The organism is Paenibacillus sp. FSL W8-0426 (assembly GCF_037969725.1).
GTDB classification, from domain to species: domain Bacteria; phylum Bacillota; class Bacilli; order Paenibacillales; family Paenibacillaceae; genus Paenibacillus; species Paenibacillus hubeiensis.
Genome location: NZ_CP150203.1, coordinates 6,803,799 through 6,821,004, shown reverse-complemented (window position 1 = coordinate 6,821,004; position 17,206 = coordinate 6,803,799). Strand labels below are relative to the sequence as shown.

The 17,206-nt window shown below is 49.2% G+C and carries 11 protein-coding genes and 1 other annotated feature; of the genes, 6 read left to right on the top strand and 5 right to left on the bottom strand.

Annotation, left to right across the window (positions count from 1 at the left end; genetic code table 11):
• Window positions 1-107 precede the first annotated feature (107 nt).
• The 5 genes from MKY59_RS30740 to MKY59_RS30720 all read left to right on the top strand — a co-directional run bounded on the left by MKY59_RS30740 (window position 108) and on the right by MKY59_RS30720 (window position 11,595).
• Window positions 108-6,524, top strand: coding sequence for a carboxypeptidase regulatory-like domain-containing protein (locus MKY59_RS30740; RefSeq protein ID WP_339275368.1), 6,417 nt, complete (start codon window positions 108-110; stop codon window positions 6,522-6,524).
• A gap of 19 nt (window positions 6,525-6,543) precedes the next feature.
• Window positions 6,544-7,323 carry a class B sortase gene (locus MKY59_RS30735; RefSeq protein ID WP_339275366.1) on the top strand — a complete coding sequence of 260 codons (780 nt, stop codon included), beginning with the start codon at window positions 6,544-6,546 and terminating at the stop codon, window positions 7,321-7,323.
• Between the two features lie 516 nt (window positions 7,324-7,839).
• Window positions 7,840-8,691 carry an alpha/beta hydrolase gene (locus MKY59_RS30730; protein WP_339275364.1) on the top strand — a complete coding sequence of 284 codons (852 nt, stop codon included), beginning with the start codon at window positions 7,840-7,842 and terminating at the stop codon, window positions 8,689-8,691.
• A 62-nt stretch (window positions 8,692-8,753) separates the two neighbouring features.
• Window positions 8,754-9,018, top strand: a binding site (T-box leader).
• A 79-nt stretch (window positions 9,019-9,097) separates the two neighbouring features.
• Entirely contained in the window at window positions 9,098-10,762 is a 1,665-nt protein-coding gene (leuA, locus tag MKY59_RS30725; protein WP_236413575.1) for a 2-isopropylmalate synthase, read from the top strand.
• A 161-nt stretch (window positions 10,763-10,923) separates the two neighbouring features.
• On the top strand, window positions 10,924-11,595 hold the full coding sequence (locus MKY59_RS30720; protein WP_236413573.1) for a YdeI/OmpD-associated family protein: 672 nt from the start codon (window positions 10,924-10,926) through the stop codon (window positions 11,593-11,595).
• 55 nt (window positions 11,596-11,650) lie between these two features.
• On the opposite strand, the gene MKY59_RS30715 is transcribed toward MKY59_RS30720, so the two are convergent.
• Entirely contained in the window at window positions 11,651-12,424 is a 774-nt protein-coding gene (locus MKY59_RS30715; RefSeq protein ID WP_339275361.1) for an alpha/beta hydrolase, read from the bottom strand.
• A gap of 125 nt (window positions 12,425-12,549) precedes the next feature.
• Here MKY59_RS30715 and MKY59_RS30710 point away from each other — a divergent pair, with 125 nt between their 5' ends.
• Entirely contained in the window at window positions 12,550-13,491 is a 942-nt protein-coding gene (locus tag MKY59_RS30710; protein ID WP_339275360.1) for a YafY family protein, read from the top strand.
• 89 nt (window positions 13,492-13,580) lie between these two features.
• Here MKY59_RS30710 and MKY59_RS30705 read toward each other — a convergent pair whose 3' ends face one another.
• From MKY59_RS30705 to MKY59_RS30690, 4 genes are all read right to left on the bottom strand, one after another.
• Entirely contained in the window at window positions 13,581-14,300 is a 720-nt protein-coding gene (locus tag MKY59_RS30705) for a glycosyltransferase family A protein (RefSeq protein WP_339275358.1), read from the bottom strand.
• Window positions 14,300-15,037: a glycosyltransferase family 2 protein gene (locus tag MKY59_RS30700; protein WP_339275356.1), complete on the bottom strand. Its 738-nt coding sequence runs from the start codon at window positions 15,035-15,037 to the stop codon at window positions 14,300-14,302. Before MKY59_RS30700 ends, MKY59_RS30705 begins: the two co-directional genes overlap by 1 nt.
• A gap of 291 nt (window positions 15,038-15,328) precedes the next feature.
• Window positions 15,329-16,249, bottom strand: coding sequence for an alpha/beta fold hydrolase (locus MKY59_RS30695; RefSeq protein ID WP_339275355.1), 921 nt, complete (start codon window positions 16,247-16,249; stop codon window positions 15,329-15,331).
• 57 nt (window positions 16,250-16,306) lie between these two features.
• Complete coding sequence (locus tag MKY59_RS30690) at window positions 16,307-17,059, bottom strand: SDR family oxidoreductase (RefSeq protein WP_339275353.1); 753 nt, start codon at window positions 17,057-17,059, stop codon at window positions 16,307-16,309.
• Between the last annotated feature and the right edge of the window lie 147 nt (window positions 17,060-17,206).

Below are 17,206 nucleotides of genomic sequence, written 5' to 3'. Positions count from 1 at the left end.
CCTAGGCAAACAGCATATATTTATTTGTGTTAGCCGTTATATCGTGTAGATGATCTTGTTGTCACCAAAGTATTCCAGAGATTTAGGGAATGGAGGAGGTTTCGGTATTGAAACAAAAACGCAGTATAGGTAAACCGTTGCTGTCTTTATTTATGGCAATCTTGCTTGTCTTGCAGACAGTGATGTTCTCTGCTGGCGCATATGCGGAGAGTGTGCCAAACGATTCCGGAACGGAAGCAGTCAGTGAATCTGCCTCGCCGAGCGCGGAGGAACCGCTGTCAGTACCTGAGGCAGTGTATGATGCGCCGAACAATTTCGTAGCGATGGCGGCAGTTCCGACGGACAAAACAGCGGTGTTTATGGAAGCTAATTCAACCTTTCCGCTGAAGGTGACGCAGGGAACTGACATTGCCCCAGGCGGTACGATTCAGGGCCGACAGGCATTTACTCTCAAATCTGAGGGCCTCAAGGTTCCGGTGAGAGGCGATTTTGCCAATACGGAGCATGAAAATGACACCACCAAGTACATTCAGAAGGGCGACTCAATCGAGCTGAAAAGAGAAGACTACTTCAAGGAAGTGGTGCTGCCGACAGCTACCAAAACCTTGATGGCAACAACTGATTATGGTCAGAAACAGCTGGGCACCGCCTATTTCACTCCGGACAGCATCAAGATTGTATTTAATGGCGATGATTCGTTTTTCAATGGTATTGGAGTAGCAGTTACCTTCGGCTTTGATACCACTGCCAATTCGGATTTGAATGGGATAGAATACGGCGATACAAAGCCTATCTCGATTTTCGGGGGAGCGTATGAGCTAAAGAACCCGGATGTTACAGCGAAATACAATCTCACATTGACCTCACCGGGAATGAGAAATAGTTCTTGGGCTTATCGCATAATTAACCCCGATTTCTTTGTAGCGGGAGCGATTACTTGGCAGTCTACTGTGTCTGCTTCCGATCAGTTTGATAATACAATTAAACTACCGTTGGATGGGAAGACGTTCTATACGAACCCTGCATCCTATAATATGGATTCGCCTTCATCTTCGTATCGAGTCAGTGGTATCTATGTGCCAGGTTCATTCAAAGTAAATAATGAGGTGGTAGAACCAACCATCGATGCCAATGGCGCTCTAAGCTATGTCTTCCCGCCGGGAACGGGTGTAGATCCACAGGTCGAATATAAAACCTGGATTCCAAAGGGAGGCTACTATTACGAGCATCGGAGTCCATCGGGCGATCCTGGTCGCGCTGTGAACATGAATGGCAAAGTGGAGCTCAAAGATGGCAATGCTGTGCTTGCGAATAGAAATCAGGAAATTGTTTTTGCTCCCGACTGGATTCAAGCCAGCGCCTCGTATGACAATCCTAATGAAACAATCACATGGAAAATCACTGTTAACCAGTATAACAAAAAAGGGTTAAAGGACTTAACCATCACAAATGCATTACCTGCTGGGCTGGACTTTTTATCAGCTGAATGGCAGACATGGGTGGATGGCGTTGCATCTGAGGTAAAACCAATTACACCGGATGAGAACAGCGTTTATTCCTTTGGGGATATTAATGGTAAAGTCGAACTGGTGATTAAGAGTAAGGTAACAAGCGGCTCCGACTTCAGAATCGACCCTCGTGCCAACTGGAATTTAGACACACCAGGCGGTATTCAGAACAATGATGCGACAACTGGATTAAGACCTGTCGCGGTAACTGACGAGGCAATCGTAACGATCGGTGCGCATACTTTTACAAAAAGCGGAGCTGTTTCGACGGAGGATTACAACCTCGGCGCCATCACATGGACTGTCAATCTAGCGCCACAGTATGCTCTGCCAAATGCGGTAGTATACGACGTGCTGGTACATGGCGGGGATTTGAACGTCTTGGATAACGCAGTGGATGCAACCGGCGAGGTTAGCGCGGAAACGATTGCGAAAATCAAGGCAAATGTCAATACTGCTCAGCTTTGGAAGCAGTATCATGCGGGAACCTTGAAGGGTGTAACCAATGCAAGCAGCTTGACCATGAAAGCCATTCCTTTGACGGTGAACGGAGAAGTCGTGGCAGATTTGATCAAGGTGACGGGATACACCGACCAAGCTGCATCCTTCAGCTTCCGTGCACTTGAAACCAACCCGGATATCCTCTTCAGGCAGGATATTAACACAGAGAAAACACGCTGGAATCGGGCTTTGCTATTTGACGGCGAAGCCGTAAAAAAAGCGGAAAACAATGCCAATCTCCATCTGCGTATGCTGAACAAGGATATGCTTACGGCATCCTATCCTATTAAGAAGGACGGGACGGCCGACACTTGGTATACTCCGAACAACGTTAACCGTTATATCGGTTATGATGGATCATCAAGCGGCGACGAATACACCTTGGCAGGTTATGACCGAACAACCAAGACGGTCACCTTCCGTCTAAGCGTCAATATGCCGGGCTACAACACGGTTGAAATGGCGAAAAGTGGTGGAAGCCGGGTCATCACCGATGTGAAGCTGGTGGACACCTTGCCGGCGGGATGGGAGTTCGTTCCGTTTTCCGAGGAGAAGGAATTTGAGCTTTGGAAAGGTTTTTCGGATAATGGCAGCGGCACCGGATATGGGTTTCGAAACAACGCTGTTTCAATCATCGAGCCGAACGACCCTGCTCACGTCGTGAACTTCTCCCATAGCGGCAACGAAGGCACCTTCACCTTCTCTAAATTGGAAGGCCCTTATGTCATTTTGGTAAAAGCAAGACCTTCGAATGAAGCTTTGGCGAAATATTTGGACGAGTACACGACCAACGGCACAGACAAGCAGGTGCTGTATAACAAAGCCGACCTTCATATGACATGGGGCGGAGTGGAGAAAGTCCTTACCGAACAACGTAAGATTATTGTACCTATTCAGACTCTGGGCAAATCGGTAACGAAGCCAGTTCCAGGGGTGCTCGAATGGACGGTAAACTATACCCCGCCATTCAACATGAAGCAGGACGTTTACCTGCAGGATACCCTAGGTGCAGGCATGAATCTGCGTTATGAAGAAAACGGAAAGCTTGTGCTGACAGCGCCTAGTATGGCAGTCTATCCTGCCAAACTCACTGCCAGCGGTGCTCTGGAACGGGAGGGCGCAGCCCTGGATCTTAGCGATCCGAATACTGAAGTTCAGGTAGAAGCTGCACCAGGCGCAGGAGGCACCACAGTTCTAAAATTCAAAATGAAAAACCCTAACAAGTTTTACCAGTTTGTGTACCAAACAGAGGTTGATCCATCTAAAGCGAAAGCCGGAGACAAAATGGGCAACGAGGTAAAACTGGAGGGCGATGACAATCTGAAATCTGTCAGTGCCAGAAGCGAAAGCACGCTGGACAATTCAGACGTAGCTGGCAGCTCAAGCTCCAACGCCCTGCTGCCCCTGAAAAAGGTAGATCCCAATGGCAATCCGCTAAAAGGCGTAGAGTTTACGCTCTACAAGAAGGATACCGGAACTCAAATCGCCAAAGGAACAACCGATAGCGGAGGGAAACTTAATCTCCTATTCCCAGATCCAGGATATTATGAGCTGAAGGAAACTTATATTGACACCAATACTTGGCTGCCTACTACAAGAGTTTATCAAGTATATGTGGGGAATACGCCTGGGAAACCCATCTGGGTAGACGGCGTGAAAGTAACCTCTGATAGTCCGCTGGTCGTGCCTACGCCGGCCCAGGGCAAGCTGACCATTACCAATAAGGTGGAAGGCAACGGCAGCGATCCGAACAAAGAGTTCGAGTACACCGTGAACTTCACCGGAGAGGGCGAGGACGGAGAGTACACCTTTAAGAAGCCAGATGGTGAAGTTAGCACTGTTAAGTTCAAGAGCGGAGATAAGATCATCCTCAAGAACGGGGAATCTGTTGTATTTCCGACATTGCCTGCGGGTCTGGTCTATACCGTAACCGAGGCCGATTATACGACTGTTGACGGTTATACGACTGAGCCGGAGACGAGAGAGTTGTCAGGCAAGATCGAGAATAAAGGTGATCACAGAGCAGATTTTGTCAACAAACGATACGTTTATAATCTGACCGTCAGCAATACCGTAACCGGGGACGGCGCAGAATCGGACAAGCCGTTCAAGTACACCGTGACCTTTGACGGTGCAGGTAAGGGTCAAACTTACAATTACGAGCTTTCAGACGGCACGACGGGCACGGTCACATCCGGCGCCACTTTCGAGCTCAAGCATGGTGAGACCTTTATAATTAAGGACCTTCCCGACAATCTGAAGTATGATATTACCCAGAACGATTACAAGAACGACGGCTACGCGACCACTCCTGCGCTGTCTGATAAGGGAGTTATGGCGGGCGCCGATCGCACGGCAGATTTCGTGAATGAACGGGCTGTCAGCAAGTTGACCGTTAGCAATACGGTCATGGGCAATGGCGGCGACAAAACGAAGGAATTCGAGTACACCGTCATTTTTGAGGATGCAGGCAAGGATGGAAGCTACGCGTATACGAAGTCGGATGGCGAGACAAGTACACCGGGCACGATCAAGTCTGGCGAATCCTTCACACTCAAGGATGGAGAGACACTGGAAATTGTGGGTCTGCCGAAGAATCTGAAATACACGGTTACCCAGAAAGACTACACAGCGGATGAGTACGTAACTACTCCTCAGGAGCGGAACCATACCGGAGTTATGAAAGGCACTGATGAAGATGCCCCGTTCACGAACACGCGAGTCTTGAAGGGCGGCCTGCTCATCAGCAACGCGGTTAAAGGTAATGCCGGCGACAAAACGAAGGTGTTCAAGTACACCGTCGTCTTCACAGGCGAGGGAGCAGACGAATCCTACGACTATGTTAAGTCGGACGGCACCAAGGGCAAGATTAAGAGCGGGGATACCTTCGAGCTTACTGATAGCCAGACGCTCGTTATGCAAGGACTTCCAACGTATCTCGAGTACAAGGTGACCCAAGATGATTATTCGGAAGACGGCTATGTGACGGATCCTGAAAGTTTCGTTCGCACGGGCTCCATTCCGGCGAAAAGCGCGGCTGAAGCACACTTTGTTAATACCCGTCAGCTTCCAGTTCTGGAAGGCGTGCTGCGTGACAACAACACAGGCGAAATCATTCCGAACGCGAAAATCATCGTGACGAACAAGAAGACCAACGAACAGCAAACGATTTGGACGAACGAAAATGGTGAATATTCGGTCCTGGCCGCAGCGGATACCAACTATACGATCACATATACGAAGTTGTATCACGTTGGCGGGAAGGATGTCCCTGTCGAGTTCACCCAAAAAGGAAACGTGAACAACGGCGTGACGGACGAGACCGTTCCGGCGGACATTACGGCGGTAGGGATCGTTCTGTTCAAGCAGCTGGATGGAACCAAAGAGCTATTCAATGATTCGTTTACCAGCCAGATGCGTATCTATTTGAAGGACAAGGACGGCAATTATCTTCCTAAGGCATTTCCGATGGATCCGAACGGAACCTTCTCCGTGGAAGGGTTAAGCGAGCAGCAGTACACCATGGAAGTTCGCTATCAAGCTGAGACCGGCGAGGAACTTCTCTTCAACGTGACGAAGCTGAACGTGAAGGCTAACGGAGAGCTGAATATTTCCGAGGCATTGGTCGACCCTTACGGTACGGTTTATGATGAAACGACAGGAGATGCCATCACTGGCAAGAAAATTGAAGGAGCCACAGTTACCCTGTACTATGCGGATACGCAGCGGAATAGAGATAAAGGCCGTACTCCGGATACAAAAGTAACGCTTCCTCCGGTTCCGAATTTTGCGCCGCACGACAACAAAAGTCCGGAGCAGGATAGCGACGCAAATGGCTTCTATGCATACATGGTGTTTCCTGAAGCGGATTACTATCTGATCGTAACGAAAGACGGATACGAGACGTACAAGAGTGAAACGATTTCTGTCGATTTTGACATTGTCAGAAAAGACGTGCCAATGAAGCCGATAAACACCGGCGGCGTACCAGGCCCTGTTAACCCTGGACCAGATCCGGTAAATCCAGGCCCTGTTAACCCTGCTCCAGAGCCAGTGAATCCAGGCCCTGTTAGCCCTGGACCAGAGCCAGTGAACCCAGGCCCTGTTAGCCCTGGACCAGAGCCGGTGAATCCGGGTCCTGTTAGCCCTGGACCAGAGCCAGTGAATCCAGGCCCTGTCAACCCTGCTCCAGAGCCGGTGAATCCGGTTCCTGTGGACCCTGAACCAGAGCCGGTGAATCCGGTTCCTGTCAGCCCTGTTCCTGACCAACCTGGCAGCGTCAACAATGGGACTAACAACATCGACGACGTGGCTGATCACGATGACAACGGAGTTGGTAATGTCGGCGACTTAGCCGATAAGGGTGCGGGCAATGCAAATAACGAGCTGGACGATGCTCCGCAAACCGGAGACAACAGCGTATCGCCAATCTTCTATATGATTTTGGCGCTGATGTCCATGGTGATCATCGGATTCTGTCTACTCGGCAACAAAAAGAGAAAGCACATCCAATGACCGGAAAGGCGGTAAGAAAATGAGCAAAACCAAAAAGTTTCTTATCGCCGTTTCCTCCCTTGTGTTGGTATTTTCCCTCGTTAATCTGGCAAGAACCTTTCTGGGGGATTATGCGGAGAAACAGAAAATCGAAGAGTTGACCAAGGTTTGGGAGGAAGGGTCTGATAAAGGCGGAGGGGATGCATTCCCCTCCCTTTTGTTCAATACGGAGAATGAGCCGGTCATGCTTCCCGAATTTCGAGCGCTTTACGAGAGAAACTCGGACATTGTCGGCTGGCTGAAGATTGACGGCACTCGAATTGAGTACCCGGTTATGCAGAATCCGCAGGATGCGGGGTACTATCTCAATCATGATTTCGATCAAAAGGAAAACAAAGGCGGTCTCCCCTTTTTGGACGAGCATAGCCGGGTCAACGATTCGGACATTTTGCTGATTCATGGACACCACATGAAAAGCGGCTGGATGTTTAAAGATTTAATGAAGTACAAGAACGAAAGCTTCTATAAAGAGCATGCTGCGTTCCAGTTCAGCACGCTTTACGAAAAGGAAGAGTATGAGATTGTTGCCGTAATCTTGTCCCAAGTTTATCGAAAATCGGACGACGTTTTTAAATACTACCAGATTGAGAATGTAAATACGCCCGCCGAGTTCGATTCGTATGTTCAGAGCATCAAAAAACTTGCTCTTTATGACACGGGCGTAAATGCCCAATATGGTGACAAGCTTGTTGTACTGTCTACCTGCGAGTACTCGACCGAAAACGGTCGTTTAGCGGTGGTCGCTCGAAAACGCAAATGACTATGTTGAAACCCGGCGACAAGCTGTTTTAATATCGCGTTCTCCCTTGGAGGACGCGTTTTTTTAGGCTTCTTTTTGGGCAGACTATGTTATCTTGGGGTGGATTCCCAGGTATTGACAAAGATCCGTACCCTATGTTAGGATCAGCCTAACCGATATGAACGGAGGGGTTACGTGTGTTGAACTAATTCTTCGATATTCTTTGCACAATGAATTAAACGGTGGTTTAAGGCTATTTAGTGTGCATCGTAATCGAAGAATGGTTTGCCTTACGGTAACCTGGATTGTTATATGTAATTGAAGGTAGGGAATAATTCCTCCTTCTTGTCATATAAACTGAATTTGAAGAACATGTCATGCAGCCTTTTGCGATCTGTCCCGTGACCGAACTTCGGGTCCTCCAGAGGGAATATGATCTTATGGCGTTCATTTTCAAATTCTCTAATTCGATTACAGTTTGCACAGGCCAATAGCCTGTGTTTTTTTATTTTAATTTAGTCATTGGAGGATTCGAATATGAACGAACGATTCGTAAACGTAGATGGAATTCATATATGTACAGACAGTTTTGGAGAGCCAAGTAATCCGGCCATTTTGCTGATTATGGGTGCCCAATCCTCAATGATTTGGTGGGAAGAAGAGTTTTGCCAACGTCTGGCAGACACAGGGCGCTTTGTTATTCGTTATGATAACCGCGATGTCGGCCGTTCAACCACGTACGAACCGGGTCAGCCGGGCTATTCTTTCGAAGATATGGCCGATGATGCCGTTAGAGTACTGGATGCTTACAAGATTGAGCAAGCGCATATCATGGGTATGTCCATGGGCGGTATGCTGACTCAAATGATCGCTTTACGGCATCCGGAGAGAGTTCTAACCATTACGCTCCTGGCAACGTCCAATTTTGCGCCTCATCTCCCCCCGATGGAGGAAAGGGTTATGGATTTTTTCTCGAATATGGGGGCGATCGATTGGACTAACAGCGAATCGGTAATCAAATTTGCGATTGATCGGTCCCGAATCCTGGTTGGTTCAAAGCATATTTTTAATGAGAAGAAAGTGGGCATGTTGGCCGGAAAAGAGTTCGCAAGAAGTGACAATATGGCCAGCATGAGCAATCACGGCTTGGTGACTGGTGGAGAATCTTATCTGGTTAGGACGAGTGAAATCAATGTACCCGCTCTGATCATACACGGTACGGAAGATCCCATTATCCCTTATGAACATGGAAAACATATAGCGAGTGAAATTCCGGGCGCGGTTTTATTGACACTGGAAGGTGCAGGGCATGAGCTACATGAGGATGACTGGGGAATAATCATCGATGCGATTTCAAAGCTTACTTCAATTCCAAATTCGCTCAGCTAACCGATCGTTGTCAATTAACACTTGACACCAGAGTATAGGTGATATAGCATATTCCTAATAATTAAACTACGTTGAAAAGGAATAGTACGGTTTTCCAAGCGAACAGAGAGCTGTTGGATGGTGTGAAACAGCCGTGGAGGAAATCGGAACTCGCCTTGGAGTTGCTCACTGAACCCGTTAAGTAGGTGGAGCCGGAGCCTGACCGTTATCATCAGGAGGAACCAAGGTTTGTTCGTTTATGCAGCCTCGGATCCGTAGAGTGCATGCCGGTAATGGCATGAATTCGGAGTGGTACCGCGTAAGATGTCAAAGTCTTTCGTCTCTGTTTAAAGAGATGAAAGGCTTTTTTTGCGCGTTCCATCTTAGGCGGGTAAGCACAGGAAAATCGATGAAGGGAAGGATATCCATGAAAAATGTTAACAAGTACGCCAGAGGGTATTTTATGCCGCCGGAGACAAGCTTGAATTGGACTCGGAAGGAGTATATTACAGAGGCGCCGATTTGGTGCAGCGTCGACCTTCGTGACGGAAACCAGGCATTAATCGTTCCGATGAATCTGGAGGAAAAGCTGGAGTACTTCAAATTGCTTGTAGATATCGGCTTCAAGGAGATCGAAGTCGGATTTCCGGCAGCATCGGAAACGGAGTTTGCTTTTTTGCGCACATTGATTGAGCAGGAATTGATCCCGGACGATGTAACGATCCAAGTGCTTACCCAATCGAGAGAACATATTATCCGCAAAACCTTTGAATCGCTGAAAGGCGCCAAAAAAGCCGTAGTACATCTGTACAATTCGACATCCGTGGCACAGCGGGAACAGGTATTCCGCAAATCCAAACAGGAAATCATCGACATCGCTTTGAACGGTGCCAAGCTGTTGAAGCAGTGCGCGGAGGAAACGGAAGGAAACTTCCAGTTCCAATATTCGCCGGAAAGCTTTACAGGCACAGAAATTGAGTTTGCGCTGGACATCTGCAACAGTGTGTTGGACATATGGCAGCCAACGGCGGAGAACCCGGTGATCATCAATCTTCCCGCGACGGTATCCATGTCGATGCCGCATGTCTACGCGAGCCAGATCGAGTATATGAGCGAGCACCTGAACTTCCGTGAGCATGTTATTTTGTCGGTCCATCCGCATAATGACAGGGGAACCGGTGTCGCAGACGCGGAACTGGGCATGCTGGCCGGAGCCCAGCGCGTTGAAGGCACGTTGTTCGGAAACGGAGAACGAACAGGGAACGTGGACATTGTGACGCTGGCTCTGAACATGTACTCTCACGGGGTGGACCCGAAGCTGAATTTTGAGAATATCCCTGCGATCATCTCCGTTTATGAACGGCTGACCAAAATGAAAGTAAGCGAGAGACATCCATACGGAGGCGAGCTGGTATTTACCGCTTTCTCAGGTTCTCATCAAGACGCCATTGCCAAAGGAATGAAGCATCGGGAGGAACAGGAGCCTCAGCATTGGTCGGTCCCTTATCTGCTGATTGATCCCAAGGACATCGGCAGGGAGTATGAAGGCGACATTATTCGCATCAACAGCCAGTCCGGCAAAGGCGGGATCGGTTACGTGCTGCAGCTGAAATACGGGCTCGATCTCCCGGCGAAAATGCGCGAAAATTTCGGATACTTTGTTAAAAACGTATCGGACCAGCAGCAGAAGGAACTGATGCCTGATGAAATATACGATATTTTCTTGAAGGAATATGTAAACATAAAAACCCCGGTGGAGTTTGTCAAATATCGCTCTGCGGACGATGAGGAGTTTCAAACGATCGTTACGATCCGTGTCGGTGATGAAATCAAGGAAATTACAGGTACCGGAAACGGAAGACTTGATGCGATCAGCAATGCTCTGCAAACCGAGCTAGGAACGGCTTATAGCGATTTGACCTATACGGAGCACGCTCTGGAAACAGGCTCCAAATCCCAAGCGGTCTCTTATATCGGGGTCACGGCTTCGGATGGCAGCGTATATTGGGGATGCGGCATTGACGTTGATATCATGACTTCATCTGTCAAAGCCCTGTTCAGTGCAGTGAATCAATTCAGCCGTAATGCGTAAACAACAATACAAAAATTCGTCTCGCATAATTTCCTCGTCTGGTCGTCCAGACGGGGATTTTCTTTCTTATTCATTGCCATGAAGGAAAGGTCGGGGTAGTTAACTGGAATGCATATTTTCTATCTCGTATAATCAAGATATTTACGAAGGGGGCTCTGTACATGACAAAAACGATTGTGGAAAAGTTGAATCTGCATAAATTCAAGAGGGTTGCAGTGTTGTACAGACCGGAGAGTGAACACGGCTTATCGGGGTTATCTGACTATGATACCGAATTAACGGGCGGACCCTATGATCTTATTTTTGCTTACGTGTTTAATATCGAATCGCTTCGGGACCTCGTCCATCAAGTGATTGATCAGAACAACTTGAATCAAGGAGGCTATTTGTACGCAGCTTACCCCAAGAAGGGGAACAAAGTGTACTCAACCTATATTCATAGAGACAGTCTTTTTGAAGGGGTGGGAGCCGATGAGGACGGCTACATTGGAACGAGCAGCCTGAAGTTTGCACGTATGGTGGGCTTGAACGATGTGTTTACCGTTGTCGGTTTCAAAGCAGAGGCACAAAAGAAGAAGGATGCACCCTCTAAGCCAAGTCAACGCGTGGATGATTATGCAGCGCTGATTCCTGCTATAGAAAAGGATTTGAGCGATCGTCCTGAGGCACTGGCTTTCTATCGATCCCTTACTCCCGGATACCGGAAGGATTGGGCTCGTTATGTCTACAGTGCCGTACAGGAGTCAACCCGGGCCAAACGACGAACCGAAATGAAAAAGATTTTAGGCGAAGGGTACAAAAGCATCGATACTTACCGAAGGGACCACCCGTAAAGCAGGAAGACCGTTGCAGGCATAAGGCCGGTTGGTTCCGGATCAGGGCAAAGGGTTACGTTCGCTGTTCACGGGCATTGAACGATTGGGCAGCGGGCCTGCGCGATTCATCCAGGCTGTTCAGGAAAGACCGCAATAGCTGCCTCAAATGATCCGGACTGCTGATCATCGGTAAGTGCCCGGCCTGCAAATGCTGGACAGATTGCGGGGAAAGGTTTGCGATCATTTTATTTTGCAAGGAAGGATGGAATTCCTTATCCTCCGTTAACTTGACGTACAGCTTGGGAACAAGCGGGACGCCTGCATTAACCCGGTCTGTGTATACGCGTACGGCCTCGGGGATGAACCCTTTTACGATTTCCGTTGTCTGATCCTCGGACAAGTCATTGCATAATCCCGCGCGGATTACGGATTCGGGAGGTTTTGTGCCCCATCTGCGCATTATGGCCGACATGATCATTCTTTTCGGGAATGGAAGGACAGATACGAATGAACCGCCGTTCTTGGGGATAGCCGCCCCTATAGCAACAAATCCCGCCACTCGATCAGCGAACTCCGATGCGAGTCTCAGGGCAAGAACCCCCCCAAGCGAATGGGCTACGATAACAAACCTTGGAGTGCTCCATTCATTCACTTGCTTTTTCATATGGACCACATAATCTTCTAGCGTCAGACTGCTCCCGGAATCCGCGGAGCTGTCTCTAAGAGGAAACTCAAGAAGCAGAGCAGGATGATCCAGTCCTTTCACGACGCTGCTCCATATTTGGCTCCCTAATCCCGCACCATGGACGAATACAAAACCGATTTCTTCATTTGTGTGCTTATGCATATGAGTTAACTCTCCTCGCAGGTTAATGGTTAAGAATGCTTTACGTGAAGAGCGTATCACACAAATAAGACAGTTCATGTCTTATTTGGAGGGTATAATGGAAAAACCTTGAGGAGGAGATGACCATGCACAAGCCCCAGCGTCTCATTCAATTAATTATGGCGATCAATGCCAAAAAGTCATTTACCGTAAAGGAACTTGCCGATGAATTTGGGCGATCCACCCGAACCATTACTCGGGACTTGCAGGAACTGAGTGAACTCGGTATACCGATCTATTCCATCCAAGGAAGAGGCGGAGGGTATAAACTGCTTCAAGAAAGAATGCTCCCGCCTATCAGCCTTTCTGAAAGCGAAGCCATCGCCATGTTTTTTGCGTGCCAGTCATTGGATTTCTTCAGTTCCCTGCCTTTTGGAGATGGGGCCGAGTCTGCATTGCACAAGTTCTATCATTATCTGCCTGCCGATATTAAGGAACAGATCGACCGCCTGAAGGGGAGAATCATGTTGTGGAGTCCGTACCGTTCCATGGCCCCGGGGATTCTTCAAACACTGCTGCAGGCCATCATGGTTGGCAGCGTGGTCACCTTGGAGTACAATTCCGGCAGCGGGGTTGGCCTGAGGAATGTTCAGCCCATTGGTCTCTATACAAGCTCGGGTTATTGGTACTGCCCGGCTTATTGCTTCCATCGGGAAGATATTCGCCAGTTCAGGGCGGATCGGATCCTTTCTGTATCACTCAACGAATCGGTCCCTTCGCGGGAGGACATCCGCAAGATGACTTTGATGAATAAGCCGGAAAAAGGGCATCTGGATCAGACGACGCTTCAGATGGAGCTGACACGGAAGGGGATATGGCTGCTGGAATCCAATCCTCGTTTTGCTTCAGGCATACAGCGCAACGAAGACGGCAGCGGAACGGCAGCGGTACAGATCGCCACGGAGGATCTGCATTTCTATGTAGACTTGATCTGGAACCTCGGCAGTGAAGTCAAAATAAAGGGGCCGCTCGAAGCGATAACGTACATTCAGGAAAAAGCAGAGGCTATACGGTTACTATACAGCTAGATATTCACGTCGAACATGGAGCGTTTTTTCAGGAGCTGTCGGGCTGCGACAAGCTCCTTTTGTATTTTTCACCAATACCGGCGAACTATTTAATTTTGACATACGAATTTTTGGGGGTTTCTCGTTTTCAATACTTTAACGTTGCGGGATAAAAGCTCTTTTTCGCTTACGACCCATGTATGGTCTTTGGCGTTCCTGCTGCGAATCGCGAGGAAGTTGGATGGGCTGCCCGAATAAATCTTGTACCCTTTTGCAAGACAGTCGGCACAAAACTTTACGCACTCCCCTCGATTTTGATCGGGGAACCCAACCTGGCTTAGCACATGACGTTTGACGAGAAGGGTTGCTCCCTGAACGAGGGAAACATATTGATTGGCCCTGTTATAGTAGCGAAGCAGGAGGAGTTTTTTGCCGCTCAAATACATATAGTGGGCCCGCTTTCCCACGATGTCCGCGTTGGTCTTTAACAGGGTTCGCACACTGTCCGTTAAATAGCCGGGAGCATAATAATCGTCATCGTCAAATTTGGCAATGAGCCCGTATTTAGCTAATGAAGCCCCGTAATTAAGGCAATGGCCAAGCGATATGTGCTCCGGCAAGCTGTAGATCCTCACATTTGGATGTTGATTTGCCGCCTTTATATACTCGCTGACCTTCAGATTACGTTGATTTAATATGACGATCAGCTCTTTATTCTTATAATTTTGTCTGCTGTAGTTATGAAAAAGGGTATCCATGCACTGCGGCCTTTTGGTACACGTAATGATGGAAACAGCATTGTGTTCACGGGGATTATCCGGGTTTGGCATTATAATGCACCCTTTGGCTTTTTTTGCACAAACTTCTCGTAATTTTTAACAGGGGGGATTTTTTTGCTGTGAGCGAGGATCTTTTTATCGCTGACGATCCATGTATGGTTGGATGAGTTTTTCCGGCGAATGGCCACAAAATTATGCTTTCCAGCAGAATAAACGTTGTACCCCTTCCGCTTGCTTCTTAAGCAAAAAAGATCGTCTTCGCCGACATTTCGATCCGGGAAGCGAACGTTGTTAAGAACGTCCCGTTTAATGACAAGCGTTGCGCCAGGGAGCTTGGTTACGGGTCGATTTTCATCCTGCGGAAAACGAAGGACCAGGGTCTTTGATCCACGCAAATACATATAATGTGCCCGCTTTCCGATCACATCGGCGTTGGTTCTTTGAAAGGCCTCAAGGCTTTCCGTCAAATAGTAGGGGGCGTAATAATCGTCATCGTCGAATTTGGCAACATAGCTGTACTTCGATTTCTTGACGGCAAAGTTCAGACAAGCACCGAGCGAGGAACGTTCCGGAACCCGATAAACCTGTACATTTTGATGCTTTTTGGCTAACGTGCGATAAGGTTCAAGTGGGATCTTATCGTTGTTGACGATAATAATAAGCTCTTTCTTTGCATGGTTCTGCCGGCTGAAATTATTAAACAAGTTTCGTATATAGCTTTGGCGTTTCGTGCAGGCAATAATAGAGACTCCCTGCTGTTTTATGGTGTTTCCTGTGCGGGTTCCCATCCTATCGCTCCCCTTACCAGTGATGATCGTTTACTATCTTCCTATAATCTATGTGAACGGTAGAAAAGAGGAACGGCTATTAGTAGATAATCATCTTCAAGCTTGACTGCGCGATAAAGCAATTAGGAAAAAGCATAAAAGAGCGAACACTTTAAGAGTGTCCGCTCAAGAGTATTGTTTTGGATTTGTACCCGTGGAAACGGTATATAAAGTTCGCCAGATGCACCTTCGAAATGGTGCATCTGCTATGTTCCATGGTCATTGCATAAAGTCGGTATCGCCGCCAGGCCCTTACTTGGATTCGATGCGACCCAGAGCATTGTCGTCCTCTTCAAGATCTGCCAGGGCTGCTTGCCAGCTGGAATCGTCGATGCCCAGCGCACTGCGCAGGTAAGCCCATGTGATTCGTTGGAGCAGGGCGACCCGTTCGGGACTCTCGTCCGTCGTCTCCGTGACGCTGTACCCGGGGATTCCGCCAAGCGAGTGTTCTCCCCCGAAAAGAGTAAGTAGGCTCTTGCTGCCAGGGCTCAAAAAGTATGGGTCGGTGAACCAATCCGGTCCCCGAGTGGAAAGCATGGACTGGTCTTTATCTCCTGCCACCACGAGGGTCGGCGTATTCATGTCCTCGAAGCTCGGGTTCATGAAAGGAAAATGCTCGGCAGCGAATGGGGTCAAGTCAGCTCCGCCCTTGCCCGTCGTGGCAAGCAACACGCCCGCCTTGATTCGCGGGTCGGACATGTCTTCGCCCGGCTTGCCGTCGGCATCGAGAACCCGCGCGCCGAGCAGCGTGCTTACCGTCTGGCCTCCCCAAGAGTGGCCAGCTGCGGCGATGCGGCTTCGATCCAGGCGCCCGCTGAGGCCGGGAATGGAAGCCTCAATCTGATCAAGCTGGTCGAGGACGCGTTTCAGATCATCGATTCGAACGCGCCAGATCAGTGGTGTTCGGGCATCTTCAGGAGGAAGATTCAGCGTTCTGGAGTCGAGGTGGGTGGGTTGAATGACCACGAAGCCGTGAGCGGCCCAGAAGTCAGCCAACGGGGCGTAACCGTCCATCGACGAGCCAAAGCCGTGGGAGAAAACCACAATAGGCAGGTTGTGTCCCGTCGCGGGCGCAGATACCCGCACTTGCAGATCCTCACCCCGGTCCGGGGCGGATAGAACTACCGGTTTTATTGAAATGACCGGAGTAGGCGTATTAACGTTGATATTCATAAATAAGATTCCTTTCTTGGAGAGAAATTGGTTTTAAGTCATAACGTCCAGGCTGTATCACCATGGGAGCAGGCCGCTCTCGTTCGAAAACGTGCCCGTCGGGCCGTTCTCGTCGAGGAGTGCGAGGCGCACGGGTTGACGGGCGGCCTGCTCGACATTGCCCGTACCCTCGAAGTTGTTGAGGTCCGTGGAAGTGAAGCCCGGGCATACGGCGTTGACCTTGATGCCTGTGGACTCGAGTTCGATGGCAAAAGAGAGCGTGATCGCATTCAGGGCGGTTTTGGACGGGCTGTAAACGGCGCCGAACATCGGACGGTGCGGATTGGTCGGGTCCGCGTTCAACGTCAGCGAGCCTGCGCCGCTTGATACGTTGACGATGCGTCCAGCCGGTGCCTTAAGCAAGAGCGGCAGCATCGCTTGCGTGACGGCGATCACGCCGAACACGTTCGTCTCGAACACTGCCCGCACCTCGTCCAGAGACGCAGCGCTAGGCCGACCTGAATTCCCGATCTCCTCAAGCGTCCGGCCTGGCTTGCCCGCGTGAGAGATGCCGGCATTGTTGACGAGCACGTCAAGACGGCCTCCATCGCTGCCGATGCGCTCTGCAGCGGCTGCGATGGAGGCCTGACTCGTGACGTCGAGTTGGAGGGCGCGGGCATCCGCTCCGATGCTCTTCGCCGCCGTTTCTCCATTATCGAGATTGCGAGATCCGACGAGCACGGTAAAGCCGTGCCCCGCGAGATCCTTTGCAATTTGAAGACCGATTCCTTTGTTGGCCCCGGTAACCAGGGCGACCGGTTTATTTTGCATCGTAATCGTCTCCTTTTTTGTGTATCGAAGTGTGTATTTAGTAAATCTCTTAAGGTTGATGTATCAACTTGATGATCAGAATTTGTTATTGTTGATATGTCAACCTGGTATCCACTGTAACATGTTGTGGTTGATGCGTCAACCATG